The organism is Rossellomorea sp. ABR4_004 (genome assembly GCF_056159585.1).
Window position 1 is genome coordinate 128,107 of the sequence record NZ_JBSWVM010000002.1, and the last position, 25,881, is coordinate 153,987.

Annotated in this window: 28 protein-coding genes; 14 read left to right on the plus strand and 14 right to left on the minus strand. The window is 43.0% G+C overall.

The window, feature by feature from the left end; all coding sequences use genetic code 11:
* Positions 1 to 21: 21 nt before the first annotated feature.
* The 3 genes from ACXAF2_RS13545 (at position 22) to ACXAF2_RS13555 (ending at position 3,588) form a co-directional block, all read left to right on the plus strand.
* Positions 22 to 813: a polymer-forming cytoskeletal protein gene (locus tag ACXAF2_RS13545; protein WP_475139371.1), complete on the plus strand. Its 792-nt coding sequence runs from the start codon at positions 22 to 24 to the stop codon at positions 811 to 813.
* Positions 814 to 981: 168 nt separating this feature from the next.
* Complete coding sequence (locus ACXAF2_RS13550) at positions 982 to 2,280, plus strand: alkaline phosphatase family protein (RefSeq protein WP_475140393.1); 1,299 nt, start codon at positions 982 to 984, stop codon at positions 2,278 to 2,280.
* 30 nt (positions 2,281 to 2,310) lie between these two features.
* Positions 2,311 to 3,588: an MFS transporter gene (locus ACXAF2_RS13555; RefSeq protein ID WP_475140395.1), complete on the plus strand. Its 1,278-nt coding sequence runs from the start codon at positions 2,311 to 2,313 to the stop codon at positions 3,586 to 3,588.
* 41 nt (positions 3,589 to 3,629) lie between these two features.
* On the opposite strand, the gene ACXAF2_RS13560 is transcribed toward ACXAF2_RS13555, so the two are convergent.
* The 4 genes from ACXAF2_RS13560 to ACXAF2_RS13575 form a co-directional block, all read right to left on the minus strand.
* Positions 3,630 to 4,265, minus strand: coding sequence for an FMN-dependent NADH-azoreductase (locus ACXAF2_RS13560; RefSeq protein ID WP_475139372.1), 636 nt, complete (start codon positions 4,263 to 4,265; stop codon positions 3,630 to 3,632).
* A 142-nt stretch (positions 4,266 to 4,407) separates the two neighbouring features.
* Entirely contained in the window at positions 4,408 to 4,551 is a 144-nt protein-coding gene (locus ACXAF2_RS13565; RefSeq protein ID WP_475139374.1) for a hypothetical protein, read from the minus strand.
* 118 nt (positions 4,552 to 4,669) lie between these two features.
* Positions 4,670 to 5,206, minus strand: coding sequence for a DUF3189 family protein (locus tag ACXAF2_RS13570; RefSeq protein ID WP_475139375.1), 537 nt, complete (start codon positions 5,204 to 5,206; stop codon positions 4,670 to 4,672).
* Between the two features lie 112 nt (positions 5,207 to 5,318).
* Entirely contained in the window at positions 5,319 to 6,257 is a 939-nt protein-coding gene (locus tag ACXAF2_RS13575) for a DMT family transporter (protein WP_475139376.1), read from the minus strand.
* 164 nt (positions 6,258 to 6,421) lie between these two features.
* Here ACXAF2_RS13575 and ACXAF2_RS13580 point away from each other — a divergent pair, with 164 nt between their 5' ends.
* Together ACXAF2_RS13580 and ACXAF2_RS13585 are read left to right on the plus strand one after the other, a co-directional pair.
* Complete coding sequence (locus ACXAF2_RS13580) at positions 6,422 to 6,760, plus strand: ASCH domain-containing protein (RefSeq protein ID WP_475139378.1); 339 nt, start codon at positions 6,422 to 6,424, stop codon at positions 6,758 to 6,760.
* A 10-nt stretch (positions 6,761 to 6,770) separates the two neighbouring features.
* Positions 6,771 to 7,217: a hypothetical protein gene (locus ACXAF2_RS13585; RefSeq protein ID WP_475139379.1), complete on the plus strand. Its 447-nt coding sequence runs from the start codon at positions 6,771 to 6,773 to the stop codon at positions 7,215 to 7,217.
* A 102-nt stretch (positions 7,218 to 7,319) separates the two neighbouring features.
* Here ACXAF2_RS13585 and ACXAF2_RS13590 read toward each other — a convergent pair whose 3' ends face one another.
* Both ACXAF2_RS13590 and ACXAF2_RS13595 read right to left on the minus strand, forming a co-directional pair.
* The gene (locus ACXAF2_RS13590; protein ID WP_475139380.1) at positions 7,320 to 7,712 is read right to left on the minus strand and encodes a DUF454 family protein; all 393 of its coding nucleotides are present in this window, start codon (positions 7,710 to 7,712) and stop codon (positions 7,320 to 7,322) included.
* A gap of 115 nt (positions 7,713 to 7,827) precedes the next feature.
* Complete coding sequence (locus ACXAF2_RS13595; RefSeq protein ID WP_475139382.1) at positions 7,828 to 8,241, minus strand: ion channel; 414 nt, start codon at positions 8,239 to 8,241, stop codon at positions 7,828 to 7,830.
* 156 nt (positions 8,242 to 8,397) lie between these two features.
* Here ACXAF2_RS13595 and ACXAF2_RS13600 point away from each other — a divergent pair, with 156 nt between their 5' ends.
* Positions 8,398 to 9,981 carry an ATP-binding protein gene (locus ACXAF2_RS13600; protein WP_475139383.1) on the plus strand — a complete coding sequence of 528 codons (1,584 nt, stop codon included), beginning with the start codon at positions 8,398 to 8,400 and terminating at the stop codon, positions 9,979 to 9,981.
* 12 nt (positions 9,982 to 9,993) lie between these two features.
* Positions 9,994 to 10,689, plus strand: a complete 696-nt coding sequence (locus ACXAF2_RS13605; protein ID WP_475139385.1) for a response regulator — start codon at positions 9,994 to 9,996, stop codon at positions 10,687 to 10,689.
* A gap of 45 nt (positions 10,690 to 10,734) precedes the next feature.
* Here ACXAF2_RS13605 and ACXAF2_RS13610 read toward each other — a convergent pair whose 3' ends face one another.
* The 3 genes from ACXAF2_RS13610 to ACXAF2_RS13620 are packed head-to-tail and all read right to left on the minus strand — an operon-like array spanning position 10,735 to position 13,790.
* Complete coding sequence (locus ACXAF2_RS13610; RefSeq protein WP_475139386.1) at positions 10,735 to 12,249, minus strand: tripartite tricarboxylate transporter permease; 1,515 nt, start codon at positions 12,247 to 12,249, stop codon at positions 10,735 to 10,737.
* Positions 12,250 to 12,261: 12 nt separating this feature from the next.
* Complete coding sequence (locus ACXAF2_RS13615; protein ID WP_475139388.1) at positions 12,262 to 12,720, minus strand: tripartite tricarboxylate transporter TctB family protein; 459 nt, start codon at positions 12,718 to 12,720, stop codon at positions 12,262 to 12,264.
* 56 nt (positions 12,721 to 12,776) lie between these two features.
* A complete protein-coding gene (locus ACXAF2_RS13620) occupies positions 12,777 to 13,790 on the minus strand; it encodes a tripartite tricarboxylate transporter substrate binding protein (protein WP_475139389.1) in 1,014 nt (337 codons plus the stop codon).
* A 227-nt stretch (positions 13,791 to 14,017) separates the two neighbouring features.
* On the opposite strand from ACXAF2_RS13620, the gene ACXAF2_RS13625 reads away from it, so the two are divergent.
* The 3 genes from ACXAF2_RS13625 (at position 14,018) to ACXAF2_RS13635 (ending at position 16,064) form a co-directional block, all read left to right on the plus strand.
* A complete protein-coding gene (locus ACXAF2_RS13625; RefSeq protein ID WP_475139391.1) occupies positions 14,018 to 14,332 on the plus strand; it encodes a hypothetical protein in 315 nt (104 codons plus the stop codon).
* Between the two features lie 203 nt (positions 14,333 to 14,535).
* Positions 14,536 to 15,261, plus strand: a complete 726-nt coding sequence (locus ACXAF2_RS13630) for a TerC family protein (protein WP_475139392.1) — start codon at positions 14,536 to 14,538, stop codon at positions 15,259 to 15,261.
* Positions 15,262 to 15,359: 98 nt separating this feature from the next.
* Positions 15,360 to 16,064: a DUF421 domain-containing protein gene (locus tag ACXAF2_RS13635; protein ID WP_475139394.1), complete on the plus strand. Its 705-nt coding sequence runs from the start codon at positions 15,360 to 15,362 to the stop codon at positions 16,062 to 16,064.
* Positions 16,065 to 16,097: 33 nt separating this feature from the next.
* On the opposite strand, the gene ACXAF2_RS13640 is transcribed toward ACXAF2_RS13635, so the two are convergent.
* Positions 16,098 to 17,147, minus strand: a complete 1,050-nt coding sequence (locus tag ACXAF2_RS13640; RefSeq protein ID WP_475139395.1) for an NAD(P)/FAD-dependent oxidoreductase — start codon at positions 17,145 to 17,147, stop codon at positions 16,098 to 16,100.
* A gap of 184 nt (positions 17,148 to 17,331) precedes the next feature.
* Here ACXAF2_RS13640 and ACXAF2_RS13645 point away from each other — a divergent pair, with 184 nt between their 5' ends.
* The 4 genes from ACXAF2_RS13645 to ACXAF2_RS13660 all read left to right on the plus strand — a co-directional run bounded on the left by ACXAF2_RS13645 (position 17,332) and on the right by ACXAF2_RS13660 (position 21,138).
* Positions 17,332 to 18,177 (plus strand): ABC transporter ATP-binding protein, encoded by an 846-nt coding sequence (locus ACXAF2_RS13645; protein WP_428975820.1) that lies wholly within the window; start codon positions 17,332 to 17,334, stop codon positions 18,175 to 18,177.
* Positions 18,128 to 19,057, plus strand: a complete 930-nt coding sequence (locus ACXAF2_RS13650) for an iron-hydroxamate ABC transporter substrate-binding protein (RefSeq protein ID WP_475139397.1) — start codon at positions 18,128 to 18,130, stop codon at positions 19,055 to 19,057. The genes ACXAF2_RS13645 and ACXAF2_RS13650 overlap by 50 nt, the downstream gene beginning before the upstream one ends.
* A 69-nt stretch (positions 19,058 to 19,126) precedes the next feature.
* The gene (locus tag ACXAF2_RS13655) at positions 19,127 to 20,131 is read left to right on the plus strand and encodes a FecCD family ABC transporter permease (protein ID WP_475139399.1); all 1,005 of its coding nucleotides are present in this window, start codon (positions 19,127 to 19,129) and stop codon (positions 20,129 to 20,131) included.
* Positions 20,131 to 21,138 (plus strand): FecCD family ABC transporter permease, encoded by a 1,008-nt coding sequence (locus tag ACXAF2_RS13660; protein WP_475139400.1) that lies wholly within the window; start codon positions 20,131 to 20,133, stop codon positions 21,136 to 21,138. Before ACXAF2_RS13655 ends, ACXAF2_RS13660 begins: the two co-directional genes overlap by 1 nt.
* Before the next feature lie 50 nt (positions 21,139 to 21,188).
* On the opposite strand, the gene ACXAF2_RS13665 is transcribed toward ACXAF2_RS13660, so the two are convergent.
* The 4 genes from ACXAF2_RS13665 to ACXAF2_RS13680 form a co-directional block, all read right to left on the minus strand.
* Positions 21,189 to 22,169 (minus strand): bile acid:sodium symporter family protein, encoded by a 981-nt coding sequence (locus ACXAF2_RS13665; protein ID WP_475139402.1) that lies wholly within the window; start codon positions 22,167 to 22,169, stop codon positions 21,189 to 21,191.
* Positions 22,166 to 23,563 carry an FAD-binding oxidoreductase gene (locus ACXAF2_RS13670; RefSeq protein ID WP_475139403.1) on the minus strand — a complete coding sequence of 466 codons (1,398 nt, stop codon included), beginning with the start codon at positions 23,561 to 23,563 and terminating at the stop codon, positions 22,166 to 22,168. The genes ACXAF2_RS13665 and ACXAF2_RS13670 overlap by 4 nt, the downstream gene beginning before the upstream one ends.
* 210 nt (positions 23,564 to 23,773) lie before the next feature.
* Positions 23,774 to 24,871 (minus strand): threonine aldolase family protein, encoded by a 1,098-nt coding sequence (locus tag ACXAF2_RS13675; protein ID WP_475139405.1) that lies wholly within the window; start codon positions 24,869 to 24,871, stop codon positions 23,774 to 23,776.
* 15 nt (positions 24,872 to 24,886) lie between these two features.
* Positions 24,887 to 25,849 (minus strand): alpha/beta hydrolase, encoded by a 963-nt coding sequence (locus ACXAF2_RS13680; protein ID WP_475139406.1) that lies wholly within the window; start codon positions 25,847 to 25,849, stop codon positions 24,887 to 24,889.
* Positions 25,850 to 25,881: the final 32 nt, after the last annotated feature.

Below are 25,881 nucleotides of genomic sequence, written 5' to 3' on the forward strand. Positions count from 1 at the left end.
CTGAATTGGAGGAGAAATGAAATGAATACAATGGAAAAGAAAGAACTGCATGACTTGAAGATCAGTGGATCCGGTACGTCCGGCGGAGGAAAATTTGATGCAGTAAAGATCAGTGGAAGCGGAAAAATCGCTGGCGACATCGACTGCCACGAGCTTAAAATTTCAGGTTCCGGTACGATTTCAGGTGATGTAAAAGCTGGATATATTAAAACGAGCGGTTCTTCTACCATAAAAGGTGATACAAAAGCAGAAACGATCACAACAAGTGGAAGCTCCAAATATGAAGGCTCAGTGATGGCTGCTGAAATGAACACAAGTGGTTCAAGCAAAATAGTGAAAGACCTTATCTTTAAGACTTTCAAGGTGAGCGGTTCATGTAAGGTTGGAGGAAAGATTCAAGGAGGATCGATTAAAGCAAGCGGCTCTTTAAGAGTAGAAAAGGATTGTGAAGTCGAAACCTTCTCATCTTCCGGCTCTGTCCATATCGAGGGGCTGCTCAACGCTGACCGGATTCAAATCGAAATCAATCACGAATCCTCCATCAAAGAAATCGGTGGCGAGACGATTGCGGTGAAACACCATAACTCGAACGGACTGATTAAACAAGTGGTCAACTTCTTTCTCCAAAAGGAAGATTATTTATTTTCAGAACTGATCGAAGGTGACGAGGTGTATCTTGAGAACACAAAGGCGAAACTGGTCCGCGGTAAAAATGTTGTGATCGGGGAAAATTGTGACATCGATACAGTTGAATATTCAGGCAACCTGGATGTGAAGCAGAATAACCGAATTGGGGAAAAAGTGAAGATTTAAATGATAGCTTATCCATTGACAGGGAGGGTTTTACCATCTCTGTTTTTTTATGTAAGTATCCGTCTTTACGATTCATTAACAAGCATAATCGAAATTTCATATTTTTATTCTGAATGTTCTGCTATATTAATAGGTATATAGTACAATCCTACGCGAAAGCTGGAGGCCATTATGACTCGTCTTACGGATCACCTGATTGTCATTTCTTTCGATTGCTTGTCTGCTTTGGATTATCCGATTCTAAAGGACCTTCCCCACTTTCAAGAATTACTTTCTTACGGGTCCTTCTGCAAAAATGTCGAGACCATTTACCCTTCTGTGACATACCCTTGTCATGCAACAATCGTCACCGGCAAGTACCCTAATCGGCATGGGGTAATAAACAATACTCTCCTTCAGCCAGGTCGTGTTTCTCCTGATTGGCATTGGCATCGAAGCGCTATTAAGGGTACCACCTTATATGACGAAGCAAAGAAAGCCCGGATGACCACGGCTGCTCTTCTGTGGCCTGTTACAGCCAAAGGGGATATTGATTATCATATGCCTGAGATTTTCGCCAATCGCTCGTGGCATAACCAAATTCTTGTTTCCCTTTTCAACGGCAGTCCTCTCTATCAATTACACATGAACCGTCTCTTTGGTCACATCCGTAATGGCCTTAATCAACCGGAGCTTGATGACTTCGTTCTGGAATCTACGGTAGCAACGATCAAAAAGAAACCCAACCTATTGCTTGTCCACTTTACCGATCTTGATACACAACGTCATTACCATGGGTTTTCTTCAGAAGAAGCACATGCTGCCATTCGTCGTCATGATGTCCGTTTAGGGAAAATCATTCGGGCGTTAAAGGAAAACGGCATCTATGATCAGTCAACCATTGTCGCTCTTGGAGATCATAGTGCACTGGATGAATCAAAAGCAATTCAATTGAACGTCCTTTTCAAGGAAAATGGGTTAGTCACAGTGAATGCCAGGGGAAAGGTAACCGACTGGAAAGCATATTGCAAAGGATGTGATGGATCAGCTTACGTGTACACAAAAGATGAGGAAACGATGGCAGTTGTCCAATCCCTTGTTTACGAGCTCCAAAGTAACCCTTCTAACGGAATTGAAGACATACTCACTGGCGAAGAAGCCGGGAGAAAAGGAGCAGATGAACATTGCTCGTTTATGCTTGAAGCACGACACGGTTTTTACTTTAAAGATACGTTAGATGGATCCTTTATTCACACCATCACCCCGGAAGATGTGAAGGAAAAGCGTTACACGTATGGGTCACATGGATACTCTCCTGAAAAGGAAGACTATTCCACCATCTTCATGGCTGCCGGAAAAGGGATCAGATCAAATGTTGAAATTCCTTATATACATTTAGTAGATGAAGGCCCAACACTGGCACGCCTGCTCGGGCTTAGCCTGGGAGCAACAGATGGAAAAGTGATTGATGACTTGCTGGATATATAAAGAAGAGATTTTGTTTCCTTAGGGGGAAAAATAATGAAGCGTTTCTCAAAAGAAGAAAGCAGCTGGATTTTTTATGATTGGGCAAACTCAGCGTATTCCATTATCATTTCGACAGCCGTATTTCCACTATTTTATAAGGCTGCCGCTACTAATGCAGGGGTCAGTGCCGCCAATTCGACTGCATATTTAGGGTACACCATTGCGATTGCCACCTTTATCCTCGCTATGATCGGTCCGATTCTGGGAACGATTGCCGATTATGAAGGCTACAAGAAGAAATTTTTCACCTTCTTCTTTGCCCTCGGTGTCACCTTTACTGCCCTGCTTGCTTTCGTTCCAAGTGATCAGTGGCTGCTTCTGTTAATTTTTTATACAGTGGCCGCGGTAGGTTCAGCTGGTTCCAATGTTTTCTATGATGCCTTTTTAACCGACGTAACGACAGAAGAGAGAATGAACAGGGTGTCATCCCGTGGATTTGGGTTCGGGTACATCGGGAGCACGATTCCGTTTATCATAAGCATCGCCATCATCATATTATCTCAAAATGGCGTCCTTCCTTTTTCCGTTACCATGGCCAGTAAAATTGCGTTCGTCATTACTGCTTTATGGTGGGGACTCTTTACCATCCCCTTAATAAAAAATGTCCATCAGCGCTACTTTATCGAGCGTGAAAAGAACCCCGTTGCCAATAGTTTCAAGCGTCTCGGTAAAACGATGAAAGAAATCAGGAAATATCGTGCACTATTTTTGTTTCTTCTTGCTTATTTCTTTTATATCGACGGAGTCGGCACCATCATTACGATGTCCACTGCCTACGGAACAGATCTTGGGATCACATCCACTAATCTCTTGATCATCCTGTTTGTTACTCAGGTGGTGGCTGGACCTTTTGCTATTCTTTACGGGAGACTGGCAGAGAGATTTACGGGGAAAAAGATGTTGTACGTAGGGATTTTCGTTTATATCATCGTATGCATTTATGCTTACTTTTTAGAGACCACTATGGACTTCTGGATCCTCGCTATGCTCGTCGCTTCTTCACAAGGCGGCATCCAGGCATTGAGCCGGGCATACTTTGCAAAATTAATTCCGAAGAAAAATGCCAATGAATTCTTTGGTTTCTATAATATCTTTGGTAAATTCGCCTCGATCCTCGGACCATTATTAGTGGCCGTCACCGCCCAAGTGACTGGTGAATCCAATAGCGGTGTATTCAGTCTCGTCGTCCTCTTTATCATCGGACTTGTCATTCTTGCCTTCGTCCCTGAGCCGAAAGGAAATGAGATCGAGAAGCCTACAATTGTATAATAAGAGAGCCTGAACGCATATGTTCAGGCTCTTCCCTTTGTTTAAAATGTATGGGCGGCATCCTTCGCTCTTGCAATGGCATTCTCTTTGATCTCCTCTGCTTTATCAGGCATCGCCGCATGCCCCTCCACAAATACCCCCTCGAAGGAAGGTACGCCGAAAAATTGCATGATGATGTCCAGATAACGATGCCCCATTTCCATACCGGCTGCAGGTCCCTCTGAGTAAATGCCACCTCGTGCCTGGATATGAATAGCTTTCTTATCTGTCAATAATCCGACCGGTCCCTGTTCCGTATACTTAAACGATTTACCGGCAACCGCTACAGAATCAATATACGCTTTCATCACCGGAGGGAAGGAGAAATTCCATAATGGTGTAACGAACACATATTTATCTGCAGAAATAAATTGTTCTGATAACTCATTCAGACGATTCACTTTCGACTTCTCTTCCGATGAAAGCTCCTCAAATCCTTTTCCAGTTTGCAGTTTCCCCCATCCACTAAACACATCAGCGTCAATATGGGGAATATGTTCACGGTACAAATCAATGTGAACCACTTGATCGTCAGGATTCACTTCTTTGTATGTATCCATAAATGCTTTCGCTACCGCAATGCTGTACGATTGAGTATCATCATGGGGATGTGCCGTAATATATAGTACTTTTGCCATTTTCCATCCATCCTTTACTCATATTTTCCACTCTATTATTTTGTGAGAAAATGATGGAATTATCCCCATGTTTGGTCATATCAAAAAAAAAGAATGCTGTCTACTAGACAACATCCTGGTTTTAGCGGGGGCAAGTGATTATTCACTCAACTTCCCCGGCTGTTTCAAAAGGGTTTCCCCCGATATTCTTTCTCATTTCATCTGTTAGTTCAAATGGAGTGTTCTCTTGTGCTTCCCCTGTTGCGAAATGGTGACTGCCATCATAGTGAAATGGTTTACCTTCCAATGTCGACACCTCCGTTTTTACTGTAGTATTACCTTTATGTATGGTTCTATCCGGTTCGTTCTGAACTTTACTAATACAAACCTTTTACCTATTAGTATTTACTTATAATATATATTCTTCATTTCCTGAGATTATCCTTTTTCCACATCTTAAATTGATATTTTTTATTTTCCATCACAACTACCTGCTGATGAGAATCTTTGGAAACTTGTTTTGTTTCCTCAACGAGATGATAGATGAGATCGTGGCATTGCTGTGCCCCTTTCACGAGAAGGGGAACACCTATCGAATCGATTCCCAGCTCCCTTGATAGGAAGCCCCCGGCTGTCATGAGGGGAGGAACAGTCGGCGAGGTGTTGGAAATGATGACTTTCTCCTTTTCTCCATATCTTCTAAGCAGGATGGTACATAAATCAATTAGAGCAGGAACAACATACTTTGAAGATCTCCTTCCAATCGTATACACGGGATTATTCTCTTCATCCATCCCGCGATAGAGGATTTGTCCCGCCTCTTTTTTCGTTAGCTGGTTGAAATAAGGAACAGAAAGAATATCATTTTTTGTCAGGGCTGAAAGTTTTAAGAGACGCAGATGATAGGCAGCTGCCAGGGAAGTTGTATGAGTTCCACCAAAGTCATTATAAATATATATCATTGGGAACCACCCTTGAAAATCGTTTATTACAGTATGAGCTTAACAAGCGAAGAATATGCTGAGCATGAGCATCAAAAAAGCTGAAAAAAATTCACAAAAAAAACAGAGCCATCTACATCAGATGGCTCTGTTTTTCCTCAAGGAATCTCTTTTGCTTTCTTCTAATGACGTTTTCCTCAAGTGTACCGGATCCACATATTACTCCAAGCACGATGAACACAAGTCCAATCAGGTGATAATACGTCACGGTTTCATTAAGAAAAATGGCAGCTCCTACGAGAGAGAAAAAGGTATTGAGATTCAGGAAAATCGATGTTTCGGCGGCTCCAATTTTCCCAATGGAATGGTTGTAAATCATGTGCCCGACTGCCGTTGCTAAAATGGCAGAAGCAAAGAACAATAGCCATATGGAGCTTGGGGCACTTCCCAGTTCTTTTAATGCCCCCGGCTCTTTGAACAGACTGATCGCAAACAAAACAATGGAACCAAACACCAGCATATACCCCGTAAGTAATCGGGGGTCCATCGTTTTGGCTGCCCGGCTGATGATAATGAAACTTAAGGCTTGTGAAAAGATGGAGATAAAGATAAACAGATCACCAGTCTTTAGTCCGGCTAATCCTTCTCCGCCTGATAACACAATGATGGCAACCCCGAGACTACCAGACAGAAACCCGAGGATTTTAATCACTGTAGGCCTGTTTCGCAAAATGATGGTTGCCATTAAAGCAGTCAACAACGGGCCGGTTCCCAAGATCAGACCCCCGTTTGTGGACGACGTACCGGTTAAACCAACCGATAGAAAATAATGATGACTGACCACATTCAACAAGCCACCAGAGAGAATGAACAAGAACTCTTTAGCCGTTGGTTTTCTTACTTTACCCATGATACCAAGAAAGATAAATACGGTAATCCCTGCCGTGAAGATGCGGAGAGATGTAATCGTTACTGGCGTAAATTCACTCACCAAAACCTTTAGTGCAGGAACATTAAAGCCCCAAATCAACATGATGAACACAAGTATCAAATACGTTTGCCACTTTTTCACTTCTCCCTGAGGCCTTCTTTCTATATTTTAGTATTCAACCATCATAGCACCAGGTTACTTTTCTTGCTAGAAAAACATTTCGATTCGTGAAACAATTTTTGTAATCGACCATCTTCCTTAACCCGGACTATGCTATAGTTAAAGGTCGAAAGGGGTTTTGTAAAATGACAAACCAACAATTACCGCCAAAAACGTGTACGATTGACCGTCTGGTTACTAAAGCTGAGGACGTTGAAAAAGTAATCAAGGGACAGAAAACGGCGACCCGCAGAAATGGACGATACGCTGATATTGGAGAAATCATGGAGCTTCAAGGAAATAAATACATAGTAGAGAGTGTCTACTCCCAATCACTTGGTGAATTGACAGATGACCACGCCAAACAAGAAGGGTTTCAATCGGTAGAGGAATACAAAGAAGCCATCCTCTCTTATCACCCAGGCATGCCATGGCACCCGAGCATGAAAGTATGGGTGCACGAATTCGCATTAGTGAACGAATAGAGTACGACGGATGGAGTATTTATTATACAGAACGCTCATCTATCTTCATGTGATCAGCGTCGTGGCCTCCATCGGCCCATTTTTCATTCTATTGCCGATGATGAAGAAGTTACGGACGGCTTCTGATTCCGTTCTTCCTTCGTACCTGGACACGTTCCGCTTCACGGTCCAACTTTCCAAGCATGCGGGACATGTGCTCGTCGGAACAGGAATCCTCCTGGTGCTACTCGGACCTTGGACGTGGAGTACACCGTGGATCGTCATGACCCTTGTCATTATGTTCTGCTCCCTGTTCTTTCTCGCAAGAGCATTCTCACCGACAATACGGAAGTTTGCAGAGAAGGACGCCGACCGCGATTGGCTGGTTGGGAAACTGAATCGGACCGTTTGGATATATCTAATCCTTTTACTGGCTATGCTGTGGTTTATGGTCGTGAAGCCGAATTTGTGGATGTAATGGAGTCGACTCATAGCGTGTACCAGGTACAATGGATATCATTTGTACCTGGTACACGCTATTTTTGAGGATAATCTAACTAGTCTACGAGATCCATCACCATCAATCCCCCCGAACTTCTACAGTCCTTATCCTAAAAATAAAATAATAATACTTATACACAATGATCAAACTCAGGACGACCTTTACCACCAGACTATCCGATAAAATCAACGGTATGAGAATCATGATGTCAGAAAAAACAAGCAGCGTTACCTTCTGACGCAATGTCATGGATCGATGACGAATAAAACCTTCCAAATGTTTCTTATATAAACTGGTCCCTTTAAACCAAACCTCAAATCGTTGGGATCCCCTCACAAAGAAAAAGGATGCTAACAATAGTAATGGTGTCGTTGGTATGAGTGGCAGCACGATGCCGACAATTCCTAATCCCATAAATAAGAATCCCAATAAAAGATAGATTAGTTTCTTAATTTTCTCTATTACGGCCACTCCTTTTTAACCCTTCATTCCTCTCTATTCTATTCATGACGATAGAAGGTGGCAAGAAACAAAAAAAGAACCTGACCATGTACTGCAAACTCACACCATAGTCAAATCCTCTTTTCTATTCATCCTCGCTATCCTCTTTTCCCTTCGACTCCAAAACCTTCATGAAATAGGCTGTCGGAAGCAACAATCCTATGGCTGCCTCAAGCAGGGCAAAGAATCGGATATGTCCTGTCGGGATATAATCTCCGTACCCGACAGACAGGATCGTCACCCCGCTATAATAGAGATAATTGAGAAACGTATGCTCAACCGGCTTACCACTGGGTGAACTGACACGCAGCATCGGATTTTCAAACGACAGGGCATAATAGAGTACAGCAAATGCGATCATGATGCTGAGAAGTACGAAAAACAGCTTATAAAAAAGCGTGGTACTAAAATAACTGTATTTGAAATGCTTATCCTTAAAGAAATAGATTAAGTTGACCAGGATGTAAATGATGGCTCCGATTGTAACGATGCTCGCCAAAACGTTTGAATCCTCCTCTTTCACGTACTATGTTTCATATACCACGTGTTGTATGTTTAAAACTCAACTGTAGTAGATTCTCATCTCCCCTTGTACAAACCCTTCAACTCTTTTATTCTAGTAATAATAGAATTTTCCGAAAAGAAGGAACCTGCAATGAAAAAGTTCTCACTTCAATCCAAGATTATCGTTATTGTATTAGCACTTCTTTCATTATTGATTTTATCCTTATCCATCATTTTTTTACGTATGTTGTCCGATACATTAACGGACTTGAAAGGGAAACAAGCACTGGCAGTGGCACAATCTGTATCCAAGATGCCGGCTGTCATCGAGGCCTTTCATGCAAATCAACCGGAAGACATCATCCAGCCCCTGGTAGAAGATATTCGAAAAGAAACAGGGGCCACCTTTATCGTTGTCGGTAATAGAGACTCTGTCCGCTACTCTCATCCCATGCCTGAACGACTCGGGAAAAAGATGGTCGGTGGAGACAATGAAAGAGCCTTGATGAGGGGTGAATCTTATGTTTCTCATGCAAGGGGATCATTAGGACCATCTGTTAGAGGAAAGGTTCCCATAAGAAACCCCCAAAACGAAATTATTGGGGTAGTGTCAGTCGGGTTTCTTGAAGACAGTATCCGTGATATTGTCATTCCCTATCGTACAAAGGTACTGATACTCGTAACCGTTATTCTGTTAATTGGAATCATAGGTTCATTTTTCATTGGGAAAGGAATCAAAAAGGCGATCTTCGGTTTGGAGCCTGCTGAAATTGCCATGCAGTTCAAGGAAAAGCGGGCCATCATCGAATCGGTCCGGGAGGGAATCATTGCAATCGATCAACATGGATCGATTACGGAAATAAATGCTAAAGCCCACAGTATCCTGGCTCTTGATTACCAATCCTCCAATAGGGGGAGACATATTCTGGAAGTCATTCCCGATACGAAAATGATGGATGTCCTGGAAACGCGAGAAAGCCAGCTCGATGATGAGATTTCATTAAATCATCATGATCTCATCGTCAACAGGCTCCCTATCTTGGAAGAGGAAAAAATCGTCGGAGTGGTAGCCAGTTTCAGGAGAAAAGATGAAATCGACCAGCTCACTAAAGAACTTTCTCAGGTTCAAGAATATGCAGGCATATTGCGCTCACAGACACATGAATACAGAAACAAACTGAATACGATTGCAGGTCTCATTCAACTTCACCATCATGAAGAGGCATTAGCCCTCATACAGGAGGAATCCTCTGGGTATGAAGACTTAATTCAATTTCTATTGAAAGCGGTTCCTGATCCTGTCCTGGCAGGCTTGATCATTGGAAAGTATAATCGGTCTCAAGAATTGAAGGTCTCGTTCTCGATTCATCCTGATAGCTCCATTACAACACCACTTATAGATGTACAGCAGGAAAAATTGATTACCATCATTGGGAACGTTCTTGACAATGCCTTTGAAGAGGTCTTGTCCCAGCCATTCCATAACAGGCGGGTTCAATTGTTTATGACTGATTTAGGTGATGATTTTATTTTCGAAATAGAAGACGGCGGTGCAGGAATCCAGGATATAGACTCAATATTTGAAAGGGGCTATTCTACAAAAGCCGGCAAAGACAGGGGCATCGGTCTTCACCTGGTGCAACGAAGTGTGGAGCATCTGAACGGCTACATGACAGTGGAAAATAGTGAACTTGGGGGCACTTTGTTTACGATTAGTATTCCAAAGCAACATTAGGGAGGGAAAGTATTGCGTAAGTGGAACGTATTCATTATAGAAGATGATATTCAAACAGCTGAGATCAACAGTCAGTACATTGCTCAAATGGAAAGATTTCAGGTGGGCGGGATCGCCACTACCATCGCAGAAGCCACGAAAGTCTTACCTGTTGTAAATCCTGATTTGATCTTACTTGATGTTTACTTTCCTGATGGAACCGGCAGTGAATTTCTCTGGGAGATCAGAAAGCATTATCGAAGTACAGATGTCATCCTGGTCACAGCAGCAAAGGAAACCGAACATATTTCAAATGCCATCCGTGGCGGGGCATTCGATTATATCCTGAAACCCATAATCTTTAACCGATTTCAGGATACTCTACTAAAGTATCAACACTATAAAGAGAGAATGAATGATTCTCAAGTCGAAAATCAACATGAAGTGGACAACCTGTTTAATAGAAAGAAAAGCACGAGTAACATTCAAACCGTCCAACAACCCCCGAAAGGGATCGATACGATTACATTGGATTCCATACTCAAAAGGATTGGAACCACTGATCTCGGTCAAGGCTATACGGCTGAGGAAATGGCAGGGGAAGTCGGCGTGACCCGTACAACGGCCAGGCGCTATCTGGAGTATCTTGTTTCACAAAAGAAGATTATAGTGGAGCTTACATATGGAGGTGTCGGGAGACCTCAGAGAAAATATTTCTTTCAAAAATAATAGAAAAGCAGTGAGGCTCTGTGGGCTTCACTGCTTTTCTAATGATTATGCTTCTTTCTTCAGATCCTGACTTTCCGTGGCCTTCCCCCTTCTCGTAAACCCTAAAATAGTAGGGAGAATAAGTGAAAGGATTGAAACGGTCAGTAATCCGATGGTGATATTACTTTGAAAAAACACACTGTAAGATCCGTTCGAGATCGTCATCGCCTGTCTGAAGGATTGCTCCATCATCCCCCCCAATATAAACGCCAGAATAAATGGAGGCGCAGGGAATTTGAACATTTTCAACAAATAGCCTAACACGCCAAATCCAACAAGCAAGTATAGATGGAACGTGTTGAAGCTGACTGCGTATACCCCTATTAAACAGAACACAATGATCAATGCGATCAACAGCTGCTTCGGAATATATAAGATTTTTGCCAGTACCGGGATGAGCGGTAAGTTAAGTATCAAAAGAAAAAGATTTCCGATATACATACTTGCGATGACTCCCCAGAAAACGTCCGGGTGATCCTGAAGCATCAAAGGCCCCGGCTGCACCCCTACAACCAGTAAGGCACCAAGTAATACAGCAGTGGTTCCAGACCCTGGTATCCCTAATGTTAACAAGGGAACGAATGCCCCGCTTGTCGCAGCATTATTAGACGTTTCTGGCGCGGCTAACCCCTTGATATTCCCTTTCCCAAAAGAAGATGGATCTTTGGATAAACGTTTCTCCGAAATATAAGAAAGGAATGAGGCAATCGTTGCCCCGGCTCCAGGCAGGACTCCTAAAATAAAGCCAAGGACGGAATGACGGCCAATCGGTCCTGCCATCTCCTTTAATTCCTTCTTCTCAAGCTTTAAGCTGCCTACAGCCTTCTTCCCTTTCAACGTATTTTCATTTCTTGAGATAATTAACTGACAAACCTCGGATAGTGCAAATAATCCTAAAGCAATAATCAGAAAGTCGATCCCTTCTAATAAACCCGGGTTCCCGAATGTGAAGCGTTGTGTACCTGTTTGCTGATCAATCCCGACAGTTGCGATGATCAATCCAATCGTCGCCGAGATCAGTGCTTTATTGGTGGACCCTTCAGATAAACTCGAAATCGCTGTCAGTCCCAGAAGCATTAGAGCGAAATACTCAGTTGGCCCAAACGTAATGGCAAGCTTAGCCATATAAGGAGCGACTAACATAAGTGCCACCACACTTATCGTTCCACCTGCAAAAGACGATATGGCCGCTATGGCGAGTGCTTTGCCTGCCTTCCCCTGCTTTGCCATGGGATATCCGTCAAAAGCTGTTGCCACTGTCCCTGAAATACCAGGGGCATTTAATAGAATCGAAGAAGTCGAGCCGCCAAACACGGCACCATAATAAACCCCCGCCATCAGGATCAAGGCGGAAGCCGGAGACATCCCATAACTCAGGGGGATCATGATCGCAATGGCGCTGATCGGACCCAATCCAGGCAGCATCCCGATAATCGTACCAGCCAACACCCCAATAAATGCGAAAAATAAGTTTTCCGGGGTGAATGCTACTTGAAATCCATATAATATACTTTCAATCATGCCCGTCACCTCCTAAAATGGTAGAATCCCCTGTGGTAATGTAATGTTGAGTAAATAGTTAAATGAATAATACATGATGCCTGAGAATAGAAAGGCTACCAATACCGTTGTAAGTTTCTTTTTGAATCCCAAAACAAACGGGATGACCAACAAAAATAAAATAGTAGATACTAAAAATCCGATCGGTTCCAATAAAAAAATATATACGATCAATGCTCCTAATACCGATAACAGAATGATGACATCTTCCTTTTTCACATAACGTCTTTTCTTATCTTCTTCCGTATCATCTTTCGCCTGGAAGAACAACACAACGGCTAAAATAATGAGCAGGAATCCAAGCCCTTTCGGAAGGACGTCACTATCGATAATGGCGTATGGAAATGCAGGAAGCCGAAAGCTGAGAGTTAAATAGCCCCCGGCAAAAACTAGTAAAAGTATTGAGATGATCCGATCTGGCTTTGTTCTCATGTGATTCACTCCTAATCATGAAAAGGAAGGAGCAGATGTTTCTGCTCCAGATCCCATTATTTTTTCAAGCCGATTTCCTCCATTAATGTTTCAATTTCTTTGTACTCTTCATCCAGGAAGGAACTGAACTCTTCTGAAGACATGTAGTTGTCCGTCCAGCCAAACTTGTCCCGCATTTCCTTCCACTGATCCGTTTCGATCATGTCTTTAAACGCTTTCTCATAATAAGCAACGGCTTCGGGATCCATATCCTTTGGTCCTAAGAATCCACGCCACACCACGAATTCATCATCAATCCCCTGTTCTTTTAACGTCGGGAACTCTGAAACCGCATCTCCTTCCAAACGTTCGGGAGCTGTAATCGCCAGAACCTTCACCTTGCCTGCACGTGCTTGTTCAGAGGCTTCCGCAAGTCCCGTGGAGTACACATCCACTTTTCCTCCGAGGAGCATGCTCATACCGGATCCGTCTTGAGCGGATACATATTTCAGTTTTTTAACATCTACCCCTGCTGCCTTAACCGCTTTCACAAACTGCATGTGGTCCATGCTTCCCGGTGAAGATACCCCTACAATGGATACTGATGTAGGATCCTTTTTTAATGCATCGACAAGATCATTCATCGTATCATAAGGTGAATCGGCGTCCACAACAAAGGCTGCATAGTCAGCAATCACCCCTGCTATAGGTGTGAAGTCTTTATGAGACAATGTCGACTGTCCATTAAGGGGAACAAAGAACATCGGTGGAGACGTGACGAACATCGTGTGGTTATCCCCTTTTTTACTATTAATATATGACCAGCCGACAGAGCCCCCGCCACCCGGTTTATTGACTACAGCCATACGCTCTTCAATGATTTTCTGTTCTTCCATTACCTTTGAAACGGTTCTGGCCGTCGTATCCCAACCTCCGCCGGCACCAGCTGGAGCAACGACTTCAATTGGTTTAGACGGAGTCCATTCCCCATCACTTTCAGAATTACTTGCAGAATTCGATCCTCCGCATGCCGTGATGACAACTAGTAAACTGGATAAAATGATAGCCATGATACCTGTTTTCTTTTTCATCAACCTATTCCCCCTGTAAACATTATTGATAACGCTTTCATTATAGAAAATTCAGAAACTTAATAAAATAAATCGTAAATAAACGGCAAAAGGAACTTTGTGGGTATATTGTTTATAAAGTTCATGGAATTGACTCTTGTTGTATTTGCCAGCTAAAACTTATTAAACCCTTTTAAACAATCAACATATGATAAAGCAACTTCCTTATTGTGAGAAAGGTGAGAGCGATGTTTGATCAACGATTCAGTATGTACAGACCCATACACGGTGGTGGAGGCCATGCGAGCTGGGGCAATGGACACGGACACGCCACATGGGGACACGGAACAAGTTGGAACCAGGGAGGACATTGGAATCACGGAGGCAACTGGGGTTATCACGGAGGTGGCTACTATCCTGGATTTGCGGCGGGAACGGTGACGGGTTTAGCTGTGGGGGCTGCTGCTTCACCGGGTCCTTACCCTGTACCGGTTCCAGCTTACCCTTACCCTTACCCATATCCGTACCCTTATCCGTATCCACCTCCCTACCCGCAATCTTAAATAATGACAAAGCTCCATCTCTTAGTAAAAAAGGGATGGAGCTTTTCTTTATAAGTACCTATCCTTCATTGATTAAATAGTACAAGTACAAATTGGAAATATTTATCTTAGAAATAATAGCAGTTCAAAATTCCATCAATTGTGATACTATAGATTAGTTGGTGTTTCGTTCATAGATTAGTAGAATCAAGGAGGAACTGAATATGGATTTCTTATTTCCACTTGGACTTGCCATATCATCTGGAGCCATCATTGCACTATTAAAAATCATTGCAATCGATATCATACTATCCGGGGATAACGCGATTGTCATCGCTATGGCAACGAGAGGGTTACCGAAAGAACATCAAAACAGAGCGATTTTCTGGGGAACAGCAGGAGCTGTCATCCTGCGCATTTTCTTTGCCGCCATTATTGTTTACTTACTAAAAATTCCTTATGTTCATCTGATCGGCGGGGTCCTTCTTTTATGGATCGCCTATAAAGTACTGGTTGAAGGTGAAGAAGAAGCCAATATTAAATCTCACACCGGACTTAGACAAGCGATCACGACTATCATTATCGCAGATGCCGTCATGAGCCTAGATAATGTGGTGGCCGTTGCGGGTGCAGCACATGGGCATATCGGTATGATCGCCCTGGGCGTATTCATCTCGATTCCGATTATGATTTTCGGATCAAAGGCGATTGTCAGAGTACTTGAAAAATATCGATGGATTGCCTATCTAGGTGCAGGAATTCTGGCATTTACAGCAGGTGAAATGATTGTCAGAGACGAGAAATTCTTACATTTACTTAATATCCATCATGGTCCTGTTACGTATTTGATCACAATCGGTCTGACGGTTGGGGTTTTACTCATCGGATACTTAGTAAATAAGAAATCTGTTTCACACCACAATAAAAACGTTGAACAATATAATGCTTAATTCCAAAAGATGCTTACATTTGTAGGCATCTTTTTGTTTTGTGGAGGAATCTTTTGGAGATACTAATTGGCAGTTGATCGAAGGGAGGACGTGTTCGTTTGGATTTCTTTATGAGTCAGGAATCGTTGACTAGCCTGGAATGGATATTACGTGCAATTTTCGGCTTCGTCTTTCTTATTATCATAGCTAAATTTATGGGACAACGATCGATTTCACAGTTAAGATTCCTTGATTTTGTTATGGCCCTCCTAATAGGAAACATCATGGCTCACCCATTGTCTGACGAAGGGCTGGGATTGAAAGGCTCTATGCTCACCATGGGCACATTAGTGGCACTCTATCTGATTGGTGTATACCTCAGTCTGCATTCAACTTTCATACGAAAAATACTCGACCCTTCCCCTATACCATTGATCGATAACGGGGAAATCCTATATCAAAATCTCAAGAAAGCACGAATACCCTTAGACAGCCTTTTATCTGAACTAAGAAAACAGCAGACCGAAGAAGTTGATAATGTGGCGATGGCCCTGTGGGAAACCGGTGGAGAAATCTCCATATTTCTTAAACCACAATACCAGGCTGTGACTCAAAAAGATCTGGCCCTGTCTCCTAAAGGGTTCGATCTCCCCAAGCCCGTTATTGAAGATCGGAAAATCAATCATTCTCTCTTACTGAAGCTGGATAGGGATGAACACTGGCTGCATGATCAGCTAAAGACCACTTACAATGTCACCGTGCACGATGTATTACTTGCCACAATCGATAAACAAGAGCACATTAAAATCTATTTGTATAAATAAAGCTCTCTCCGCATTTGGAGAGAGCTTTATTCATTATTTCATCATCTGCCTGACCAGTTCTTTATTTCTCTTCTTGAATACTTCGTTATGGGAGGAAACCATGGCGAATTTATTAGCTTCTGGTTGAATGAATTGCTTCGCCTTATTGACTGCGTTGGCCGCGTCCTGGAATGCTCCTGCAATCAAGTTCACCTTTCCATCGTGTTTCAATATGTCACCCGCTGCGTAAATACCTTCTATCGATGATTCACTGGTAGTCGTACCAGCTATGTAATACTGATCGATCATGTCGATATTCAATGAACTATTTTTTAGCAGGGAAGTATCTATTTCATACCCATGATTAATGATTACTTCGTCAATGGGTAAATAGGAAACCTCTCCAGACTGATGATTGGTCAGTTGCACCTTTTCAATGGTTTCGTGATCGGCGGCTGCAATCAGCTTGGTAATCGATGTGTTGAGCAGGCAGGAGGCCGAGCTATTCATGAGCTGGGCACATTGAGCTTCGTGTCCATTCAATGCTTCCTTCCGATAGGCAATATACACTTTCTTCGCTACGGGTTCTAATTCATTTGCCCAATCGATGGCTGAGTTCCCTCCACCTGAAATGATGACCGTCTTACCTTTAAACCTTTTTAAAGACTTGACTGTGTAGTTTAAATTAGAAACTTCAAATCGTTCTGCCCCTTCGATATCAAGCTTCTGAGGATTGATGATTCCGCTTCCCACTGCGATGATGACCGTTTTTGAGTAGTGCTTTTCCCCGGATGAACCTTCTAATATAAAGATACCTTCTTCATTGAGTTTAATGGATTCAACTTTTTCGTTTAAGACGACAGACGGATTGAAAGTCAATCCTTGTTGAACAAGCTGCTCAATTAATTTCGCCCCGGGAATCGGAGTGAGTCCCCCTACATCCCAAATCATTTTCTCAGGGTACACATGTATCTTTCCACCCAATGTTGGTTGAAACTCGATGATCTTTGTTTTCATTTCTCTAAGTCCACTATAGAAAGCTGAGTAAAGTCCCGCTGGACCTCCCCCAATGACTGTCACATCAAATAGTTCGTGATTATCCATTTCCGTCCACTCCTTGAGTAACCAAGATATAATTGATTATCATTCTCAATTACATCCTACATCTTTTTTAATGCTTTGACAATACAAATTTCTATTGACATTAGTAAAAAAGGATTATAGTATTAAGATTGTTCGAGATTGAGAATCATTATCACTTTACTAATCTATAAACGGAGGTCTTAAAATGGTTCGCCTCTATACAAACGAATTAAACATTGGCTACGGTGAACGCCTCATCGTGAAAAACCTAAGCGTGGACATCCCTGATAAAAAAATCACAACGATCATTGGTTCAAATGGTTGTGGAAAATCGACTTTACTGAAAGCGATTACCCGCATCATCCCCCATCACTCCGGCAACGTCCTGTTAGATGGTGAAAACATTTCTAAAGGAAACACAAAGGAATTAGCGAAGAAGATGGCGATTCTTCCGCAAACCCCTGAGAGTGCCAGTGGACTGACAGTTGGCGAATTGGTTTCATATGGCCGTTTTCCTCATCAAAAAGGAATGGGCCGTCTATCGAAGAAAGATTATGACGTCATCAACTGGGCTCTCGAAGTGACAGGGACCCTGGAATTTAAGTACAGGGAAGTCGATGCCTTATCAGGAGGTCAGCGACAACGCGTCTGGATTGCCATGGCCCTCGCCCAGGAAACTGATATCATCTTCCTCGATGAACCGACTACATATTTAGATATGGCACACCAGCTGGAAGTTTTAGAGCTTTTACAAAAGCTGAATAGAGAACAGGAACGCACCATTGTGATGGTCCTCCATGATCTAAATCAAGCTGCACGTTTTGCCGACTACATCGTTGCTCTAAAAGAAGGAGAAATCGTGAAAGCCGGAAATTGTGAGGAAGTCATCACACATGAAGTCCTGAAAAAAGTATTCCAAATCGATGCTGAGATTGGAAGAGATCCTCGAACAAACAAGCCAATGTGTTACACATATAATTTACTAAAAGGAGAAGATCAACATGAAGAAATGGCTCATCCCGTTTACTCTGCTGTTAGTGCTGCTCGTTAGTGCATGCGGAAACAGCTCTACGAAAGAAGAAGGTTCAGATTCAAAAGAAAAGGAAAACAACTCTTCTGATACCATCACCTATCAATCTGAAAATGGACCTGTTGAAGTACCGGCAGATCCACAGCGCGTAGTCGTACTATCCTCTTTTGCCGGTAACGTCATGGCATTGGATGTGAATGTTGTAGGTGTGGACTCATGGTCAAAAATGAATCCTCGTTGGGATAAGGAATTAAAAGATGTGGAAGAAGTAACTGACGAAAGCTTAGAGAAAATCATTGAGCTTGATCCCGATTTGATCGTCGGTCTATCCAATATTAAAAATGTAGATAAGTTAAATGAAATTGCCCCTACTGTTACATACACTTATGGAAAAGTAGACTATTTAACACAGCACATCGAAATTGGTAAACTACTAAATAAAGAAAAAGAAGCGACAGAATGGGTGGATGACTTCAAGAAGCGTGCCCAGACTGCAGGAGAAGACATCAAAGCGAAAATTGGAGAAGATACAACCGTTTCCGTTATTGAAAGCTTCAATAAGCAATTATACGTTTATGGAAACAACTGGGGTCGCGGTACCGAGATCCTTTATCAGGAAATGGACCTGAAGATGCCTGAAAAAGTAAAAGAACAAGCGTTGGAACCTGGATATTTCGCTCTTTCAACAGAGGTTATGCCTGAGTATGCCGGAGATTATCTGATTATAAGCAAAGATCCGAAAGCAGATAACTCATTTATGGATACAGAAACATACAAAAACATTCCTGCAGTAAAGAACAACCAAGTATATGAAGTGAACATGATGGAATTCTACTTTAATGATCCATTGACACTTGATTACCAGTTGGATTTCTTCAAAGAGAAATTTCTAGGCAACTAATTCGTAAAGGGGATTCTTATCACAAGAATTCCCTTTCTTTCTACTCCAATAAAGAAAAGATGATTGATTATGAAAACTCAAAATCAGCGAATTCCATTTTTTTATAAATTAATCGGGGCCACCTTCTTATTTGTTGCTGCTTTTCTTATATCTGTGGTGTATGGGGCTGCAGAGACAACCGTGAAGGACGTATGGCTTGCATTGACTCCTGCTGGTGACGGAGATAAGGTAACCATCTTGCGGGAAATCCGCTTCCCTAGAGAAGTTGCCGCCATTGTTGTTGGAGCTTCCTTAGCCGTATCGGGAGCCATCATGCAGGGGATGACGCGAAATCCCCTTGCAGACCCGGGGTTACTTGGATTGACAGCGGGAGCGAACGCAGCATTAGCCGTTGCTCTTGCCTTTTCCCCTTCCATCAGCTACTACGGCATTATGATTGCTTGCTTCATCGGCTCTGCTGTAGGGGCATTGTTGGTATTTGGCATCAGCTCAATGAAACGTGGCGGCTTTTCTCCCTTTAGAATTGTATTGGCCGGTGCTGCCGTTTCCGCCTTTTTATTTGCCATTTCTGAAGGGATCGGTCTCTATTTTAAGCTTTCCAAAGATGTGTCAATGTGGACGGCCGGTGGTATGATCGGGACAACGTGGAATCAGCTTCAAGTGATTGTTCCATTTATTCTATTCGGTATCGTGGTTTCAATCTTTTTATCCAGACAACTAACCATCCTAAGTTTAAATGAGGAAGTTGCCGTCGGATTGGGTCAACGTACGGCTTTTGTGAAAACCATTCTCTTTATCGTGATCGTTCTACTTGCAGGCGCTGCCGTTGCCCTTGTCGGAAATATGGTATTCATCGGCTTGATGATCCCCCATATGGTCCGGGCTGTGGTTGGGACAGATTACCGCTTGATCATCCCCATCTCCACCCTGTTTGGAGCAACATTCATGCTGCTCGCAGATACGCTCGGCCGAACAATCAACGCCCCATACGAAACACCTGTGGCAGCGATCGTCGCGATGATGGGCTTACCTTTCTTCCTATTTATCGTGCATAAAGGAGGGAAAGGCTTCTGATGATACATCCGGATTTGATCAAAAAACAACGATTACTTCTTATTGGACTACTAATCCTTATCGCAGCAACAACATTTATTAGTATTGGACTTGGCTATTCTTCTGTTTCATATGATCGTCTACTGCCTACTATTTTCGGTGAAGGGTCATTTAAAGAAGAATTCATCCTATTTTCCATTCGTTTGCCCAGAATCATCATTACGATTTTGGCCGGCATGGCACTTGCACTTTCCGGTTGCATTTTACAAAGTATCACACGTAATGACTTAGCGGATCCAGGTATAATCGGAATCAATTCGGGGGCAGGGGTTTCCATTGCCATCTTCTTCTTATTTTTCCCGATAGATGCCGGTTCATTTGCCTATCTGCTGCCGATTGTTGCTTTCGCAGGAGCTCTTCTTACAGCCTGCCTCATCTATATGTTTTCGTATAGTAAGCGTAATGGGATTCAGCCTGTCAGGTTAGTCTTAGTAGGGGTCGGATTCTCCATGGCACTATCGGGGCTCATGATCATTCTCATCTCAAGTGCCGAACGGGCAAAAGTGGATTTCATTGCCATGTGGCTGGCGGGGAACATCTGGGGGTCAGACTGGCCGTTCATCTTGGCGCTTCTACCATGGCTCGTGATTCTGATTCCATTTGCACTCTATAAATCTCAGATGTTGAATCTTCTGGGATTAAGTGAACCTGTCTCTGTAGGCGTAGGAGTTTCCATCAATCGTGAACGTTTCATCATGCTGATGGTCGCTGTTGCCTTAGCAGCATCGGCTGTTTCGGTCACAGGAGGAATCGCCTTTATCGGATTGATGGCTCCCCATATCGCCAAAGCATTGGTGGGACCACGCAATCAAATGTTCATCCCGATAGCCATACTGCTTGGCGGATGGCTATTATTACTCGCTGACACAGTCGGCCGTAATATCCTGGAACCCGATGGCATCCCAGCAGGGATCATGATCGCTTTGATCGGTGCTCCTTATTTCATGTATTTGTTGTTGAAAAAATAAGAACGATATAAAGAAAGGTACCGGACTCTCCGGTACCTTTCTCCATTTCATTACCTCACTGTGGGATTAACTTCACCTGTTACAAATTCCTCCTCTTTCCCTTCCTTCACAGGTTTCTTACTCCAAATCGTCGCAAGGATCGGTCCTGAAATATTATGCCACACAGCTGCTATCACACTCGGGAGTGCGGCAAGTGGCCCAAAGTGAGCAGTTGCAAGTGCCACTCCAAGTCCAGAGTTTTGCATCCCGACTTCAATCGAAATCGCTCTCCGCTTACTTTCATCTAATTTCATAAGGACTCCTGTGCCATACCCCAGTCCAAGTCCAAATAGATTATGCAGGATCACAGCCGTGAAAATGATCACCCCAGAGGTTGCGATATTTTCAACATTTGCAGAAACAACGGCCGATACGATGATAATGATTGCCAATACTGATATTAAGGGAATGACATTTAAACTTTTTTCCACTGTGCTCGGGAATAGCTTTCGAATGACTAACCCAAGAGTGATGGGAACGATGATCACTTGAACGATGGACAGAAACATGGCGATTGGATCGACAGGAAGCCATTGACCCGCTAATGCTAACAAAATCAGTGGAGTCGCAATCGGTGCCAATAATGTTGACAGTGATGTCATGGCTACGGATAATGCCAGATTTCCTTTTGCCAGATACACCATGACATTGGATGCCGTCCCCCCGGGAACCGACCCCAGTAGTACCAATCCAGCCGCTAATTCACTCGGTAGATTCAGCATATATGCTATCAATAGGGCACCCAATGGCATAATGATGAATTGCGCCAGTACTCCGGTTATGACCGGCAACGGCTTCTTCAGAACAAGCTGAAAGTCGACTGGCTTTAATGTAAGTCCCATTCCGAACATCACGACACCTAATAGAATCGTTATGTACGCGCCCAAAGGCAGAAAAGGATCAGGAACAAAATAGGCTACCGCCGCTACGAGGATGACCCAAACAGCGAAATATTTACCTGCCAGATTGCTGATTGTTTCAAGTAGTTTCATTTCTGCTCCTCCTTCTTTTTATGTACTAGTTTGTGAGGATTAAAGATTCCATTTGGATCTATGGCCGCCTTGATTTTTTCCATGACCTGCAAAGCACCACCGTGTTCTCTCTGTTGATACTTCATCTTTCCGACTCCTACACCATGTTCACCTGTACATGTGCCATTACGTTCAAGGGCATACTCCACGATTTGTTCGTTATATATTTCCGCTCTCTTCACCTCTTCAGGGTCGTTTAAATCGATCATGAGGGATGTATGGTAATTCCCATCTCCCACATGTCCGAGGATTCCCCCTATCAACTCTAATTCTTCCAGCCTTTTTCGTGCATGCTGCACGGCACCGGACAATTCTGAAATGGGCACACACACGTCTGTCACCATGAGCTTCCTTCCTGGATTTCCATGTACATAAGCATAGGCAAGATTATGTCTCGCTTCCCACAATCTATTCCTACCTGCAGTGTCTTCTTCAAACACAATCTCTTCACAGTCATGATCAGACATAATCTCTTTGGTGAATTCCACATCTTGTTGGAGACCTGCTTCATTACCATGAAACTCAAGAAAAAGAGTAGGTTTTTCTTTATAATCCGTCTCACTGAATCGATTCACTTGTATCATCGATGGTTCATCCACCAGTTCCACTCTCGCAATTGGAATGCCTGCTTGTAAAATGGACACGACCGCTTCCACTGCATCATTTATATGATTAAACGATGCACGTGCCGCCACAATATGCTCAGGAATTCCATATACGCGGAGGGTCAACTCCGTAATACATCCCAACGTGCCCTCTGAACCTACGAATAAACTGTTTAAGTGATAGCCGGACGACGATTTCTGAGCCATGTTTCCTGTGTGAATCACTTCTCCATCCGGAAGCACCACTTCTAAATCCCGGACTTGATCCCGCATAACTCCATACTTTACAGAAGTCGTCCCACTCGCATTCGTAGCAGCCATGCCTCCAAGGGTCGCATCAGCACCGGGATCAACTGAAAAAAAGAGACCATACTTCTTCAATTCTTTATTTAACTGAGAACGCGTAACACCAGGTTGAACTTTTACGAGAAAATCCTTCTCTCTCACCTCGAGTATTTTATTCATCCCGGAAAAATCAATGGTGATTCCTTTATCATATGGAATCACATGACCTTCAAGGCTTGTACCCAGACCAAACGGGATAATGGGTGTGTGATGAGCGGCTGCCACCTTCACAATCGCGCTCACCTCCCCGGCACTCTCAGGGAACACCACTATATCCGGAGAGCTTGGCCTATGATAGGATTCATCCTTCCCATGCTGCTCTAAAATCGTTTCATTCACCGTCACCCGATGACTATCTACGACTCCCCCCAGTTCATCCACCAAACGACTATCCTTCACACTCATATGCCCTCTCCCCTTCTAAAAAATGTATAATGTAACGAATTATACCTAATAATCTGAATATTTCAATAGTAAAAAAGATATTTCTTTCTCCGGTGAGGGACGGACCTCGAAAAAGAGAAGAATGCTATATTGGCACGGATTCTGTATTGGCAGAGGTCCGTCCCTCAAAAAAAGCGGTACCGGGATCATCCGGTACCGCAATACAATCGTTTATTTCTCCATCAATCTTTTCAGTTTCTCATCCAACACCACAAATAGCTTTGTCAATTCTTGTTTTGAAACGTTCTCGTATTGATCCCCTATACTTACTTCATATGCACATTCATTTTCAGTCACTTCTTTTACATATCCCGTTAAACCAATACCTGTCTCGTCATATAGATCTATTAAAATCGTTTCTACTTCTTTTTGTGGATAGTGAAAGAAGACATGAAACATATTGGAAACAGGCTTTTCAGGAAGAGTCGATACACAATGGCAGCCGTTAAAAAGACCGGCAAGTTCTATTGCTCCTTCATAATACTGTTCCATTTTCTTGATTCGTTGATCAAAATAATGGTCTGCACTCAGGATGTATGGATAGAGGCTGATAAGATCTCCTCCATGGCGTCTTTTCCATACCTTTGATTCTTTCGTAAACTCCTCGCTTCCTGCCAGGATCGCACCTGCAATTCCACCGATCCCTTTATAGAACGAAATATAGACACTATCGAAAAGGGCACAGACTTCCTCTGCTGTTTTCCCATAATGAGGAAGAATTTCATAAAGTCTGGCACCGTCTAAATGAAGCTTGATTCCTTTATCCCGGCAGTATTCAGAGATAGCTTCAAGAATCTCGTAGTCTGGTAGTTGACCACCGATTTCCCTTTGAGGCAGCTCTAACAGTAAGCATGCAATGTCCGTTTCAAGTCCAATCACGTCTTCCAGTCCAATCACACGCTCCTTGTCAGCCAATAGAATCGGTTCAATTCCATGTAACTTCTTCAGCCCATCTTCTTCATGAATCTCTAAATGACATAAAGGATGGTACGCCACTCTGTTCAACTCTTTTTGATCACACCAGATACGAAGAGCGATCTGCTGAGCCATCGTTCCGCTCGGGAAAAAAACGGCACTTTCTTTCCCTAGGAAGTTTACTATCTTCTTTTGAAAGTCTTCTATTATCCTACCCGATCCGTATATATCACTTTCCAAATCACCATCTACATCTACTAAAGCATCTTTAAGAACATCCAGATTTCGTTTCCCATGACCCTGAAGTTGATAAGCAGTCTGTTTATACGCTTCCAATAATGTCTTTTCTCTCATCGATTTGCCCCCCTTTTATGAGTTCATCACTTTTTCAATGAATCCCTTCACTCGTTTCTTGTATTCCTCCTCTTCTATTGTAAAACCTTCTGTGTGACCGGCCCCTGGTACTATCCATAATTCTTTCATGCTATTCGTTGCTTCGTAAAGACGATTGGCCATTTCGGTAGGAACGAGTTCGTCTTGATCTCCATGAATGATGAATAATGGCAATCTATTTTTCTTCACCTGGTCGAGTGCCGAGGCTTCACTGAACGTATAGCCTGCTCGCACCTTCGTTACCACACTCGTTATTTCCATAATCGGAAATACCGGCAAGCGGTAAAGATAGTTTAATTGATGAGTCAGTTCTTCTTCCAAAGAGGTGTATCCGCTGTCGGCAATGATCCCCTTCACCTCTTCGGGAAGGTCCTCACCACTTGTCATTAATACGGTTGCTGCCCCCATGGAAAAACCGTGCAAAAAAATGGACTTTTCATCTTTTTCATTGATTAAGAGATTGATCCATTCTTTATAATCCAATCGATCGTCCCAGCCATACCCGATGTAATCCCCTTCACTTTCCCCATGCCCTCTCGCATCAGGTTTGAGAATATTGTAGCCTTCCTCGTAATAGAATCTTGTGATTTCAGGCATCTGCTCGCTGTTCCCTTTATACCCATGGGCGAGGATAACGGATTTCCCATTCGGTGACTCATTTTCAAGGTATTGAGCCCTAAGGGTCAGGCCGTCCTCTGTTTCTACCTCAACCGATTCGAAGTTCCGCTTACTTGTCCAGTTCCTTAATTCTTCTAATCTTTTTTGTTCTTCCTCCAACGCGCTGACGGCTTCAACCGCTTCTTCCGTTCCACCATATAATTCTATTGCCTCATTACTTCTATTGATTGCAACATCATAAAAATAGTTTCCGGCTACAATTAGACCTACCACCAATAACAACAACACACTGCTCATGATCCATGCGATACGTTTTTTCATGACACGGCCCCTTCGTACAAGTAGTAAGTCTA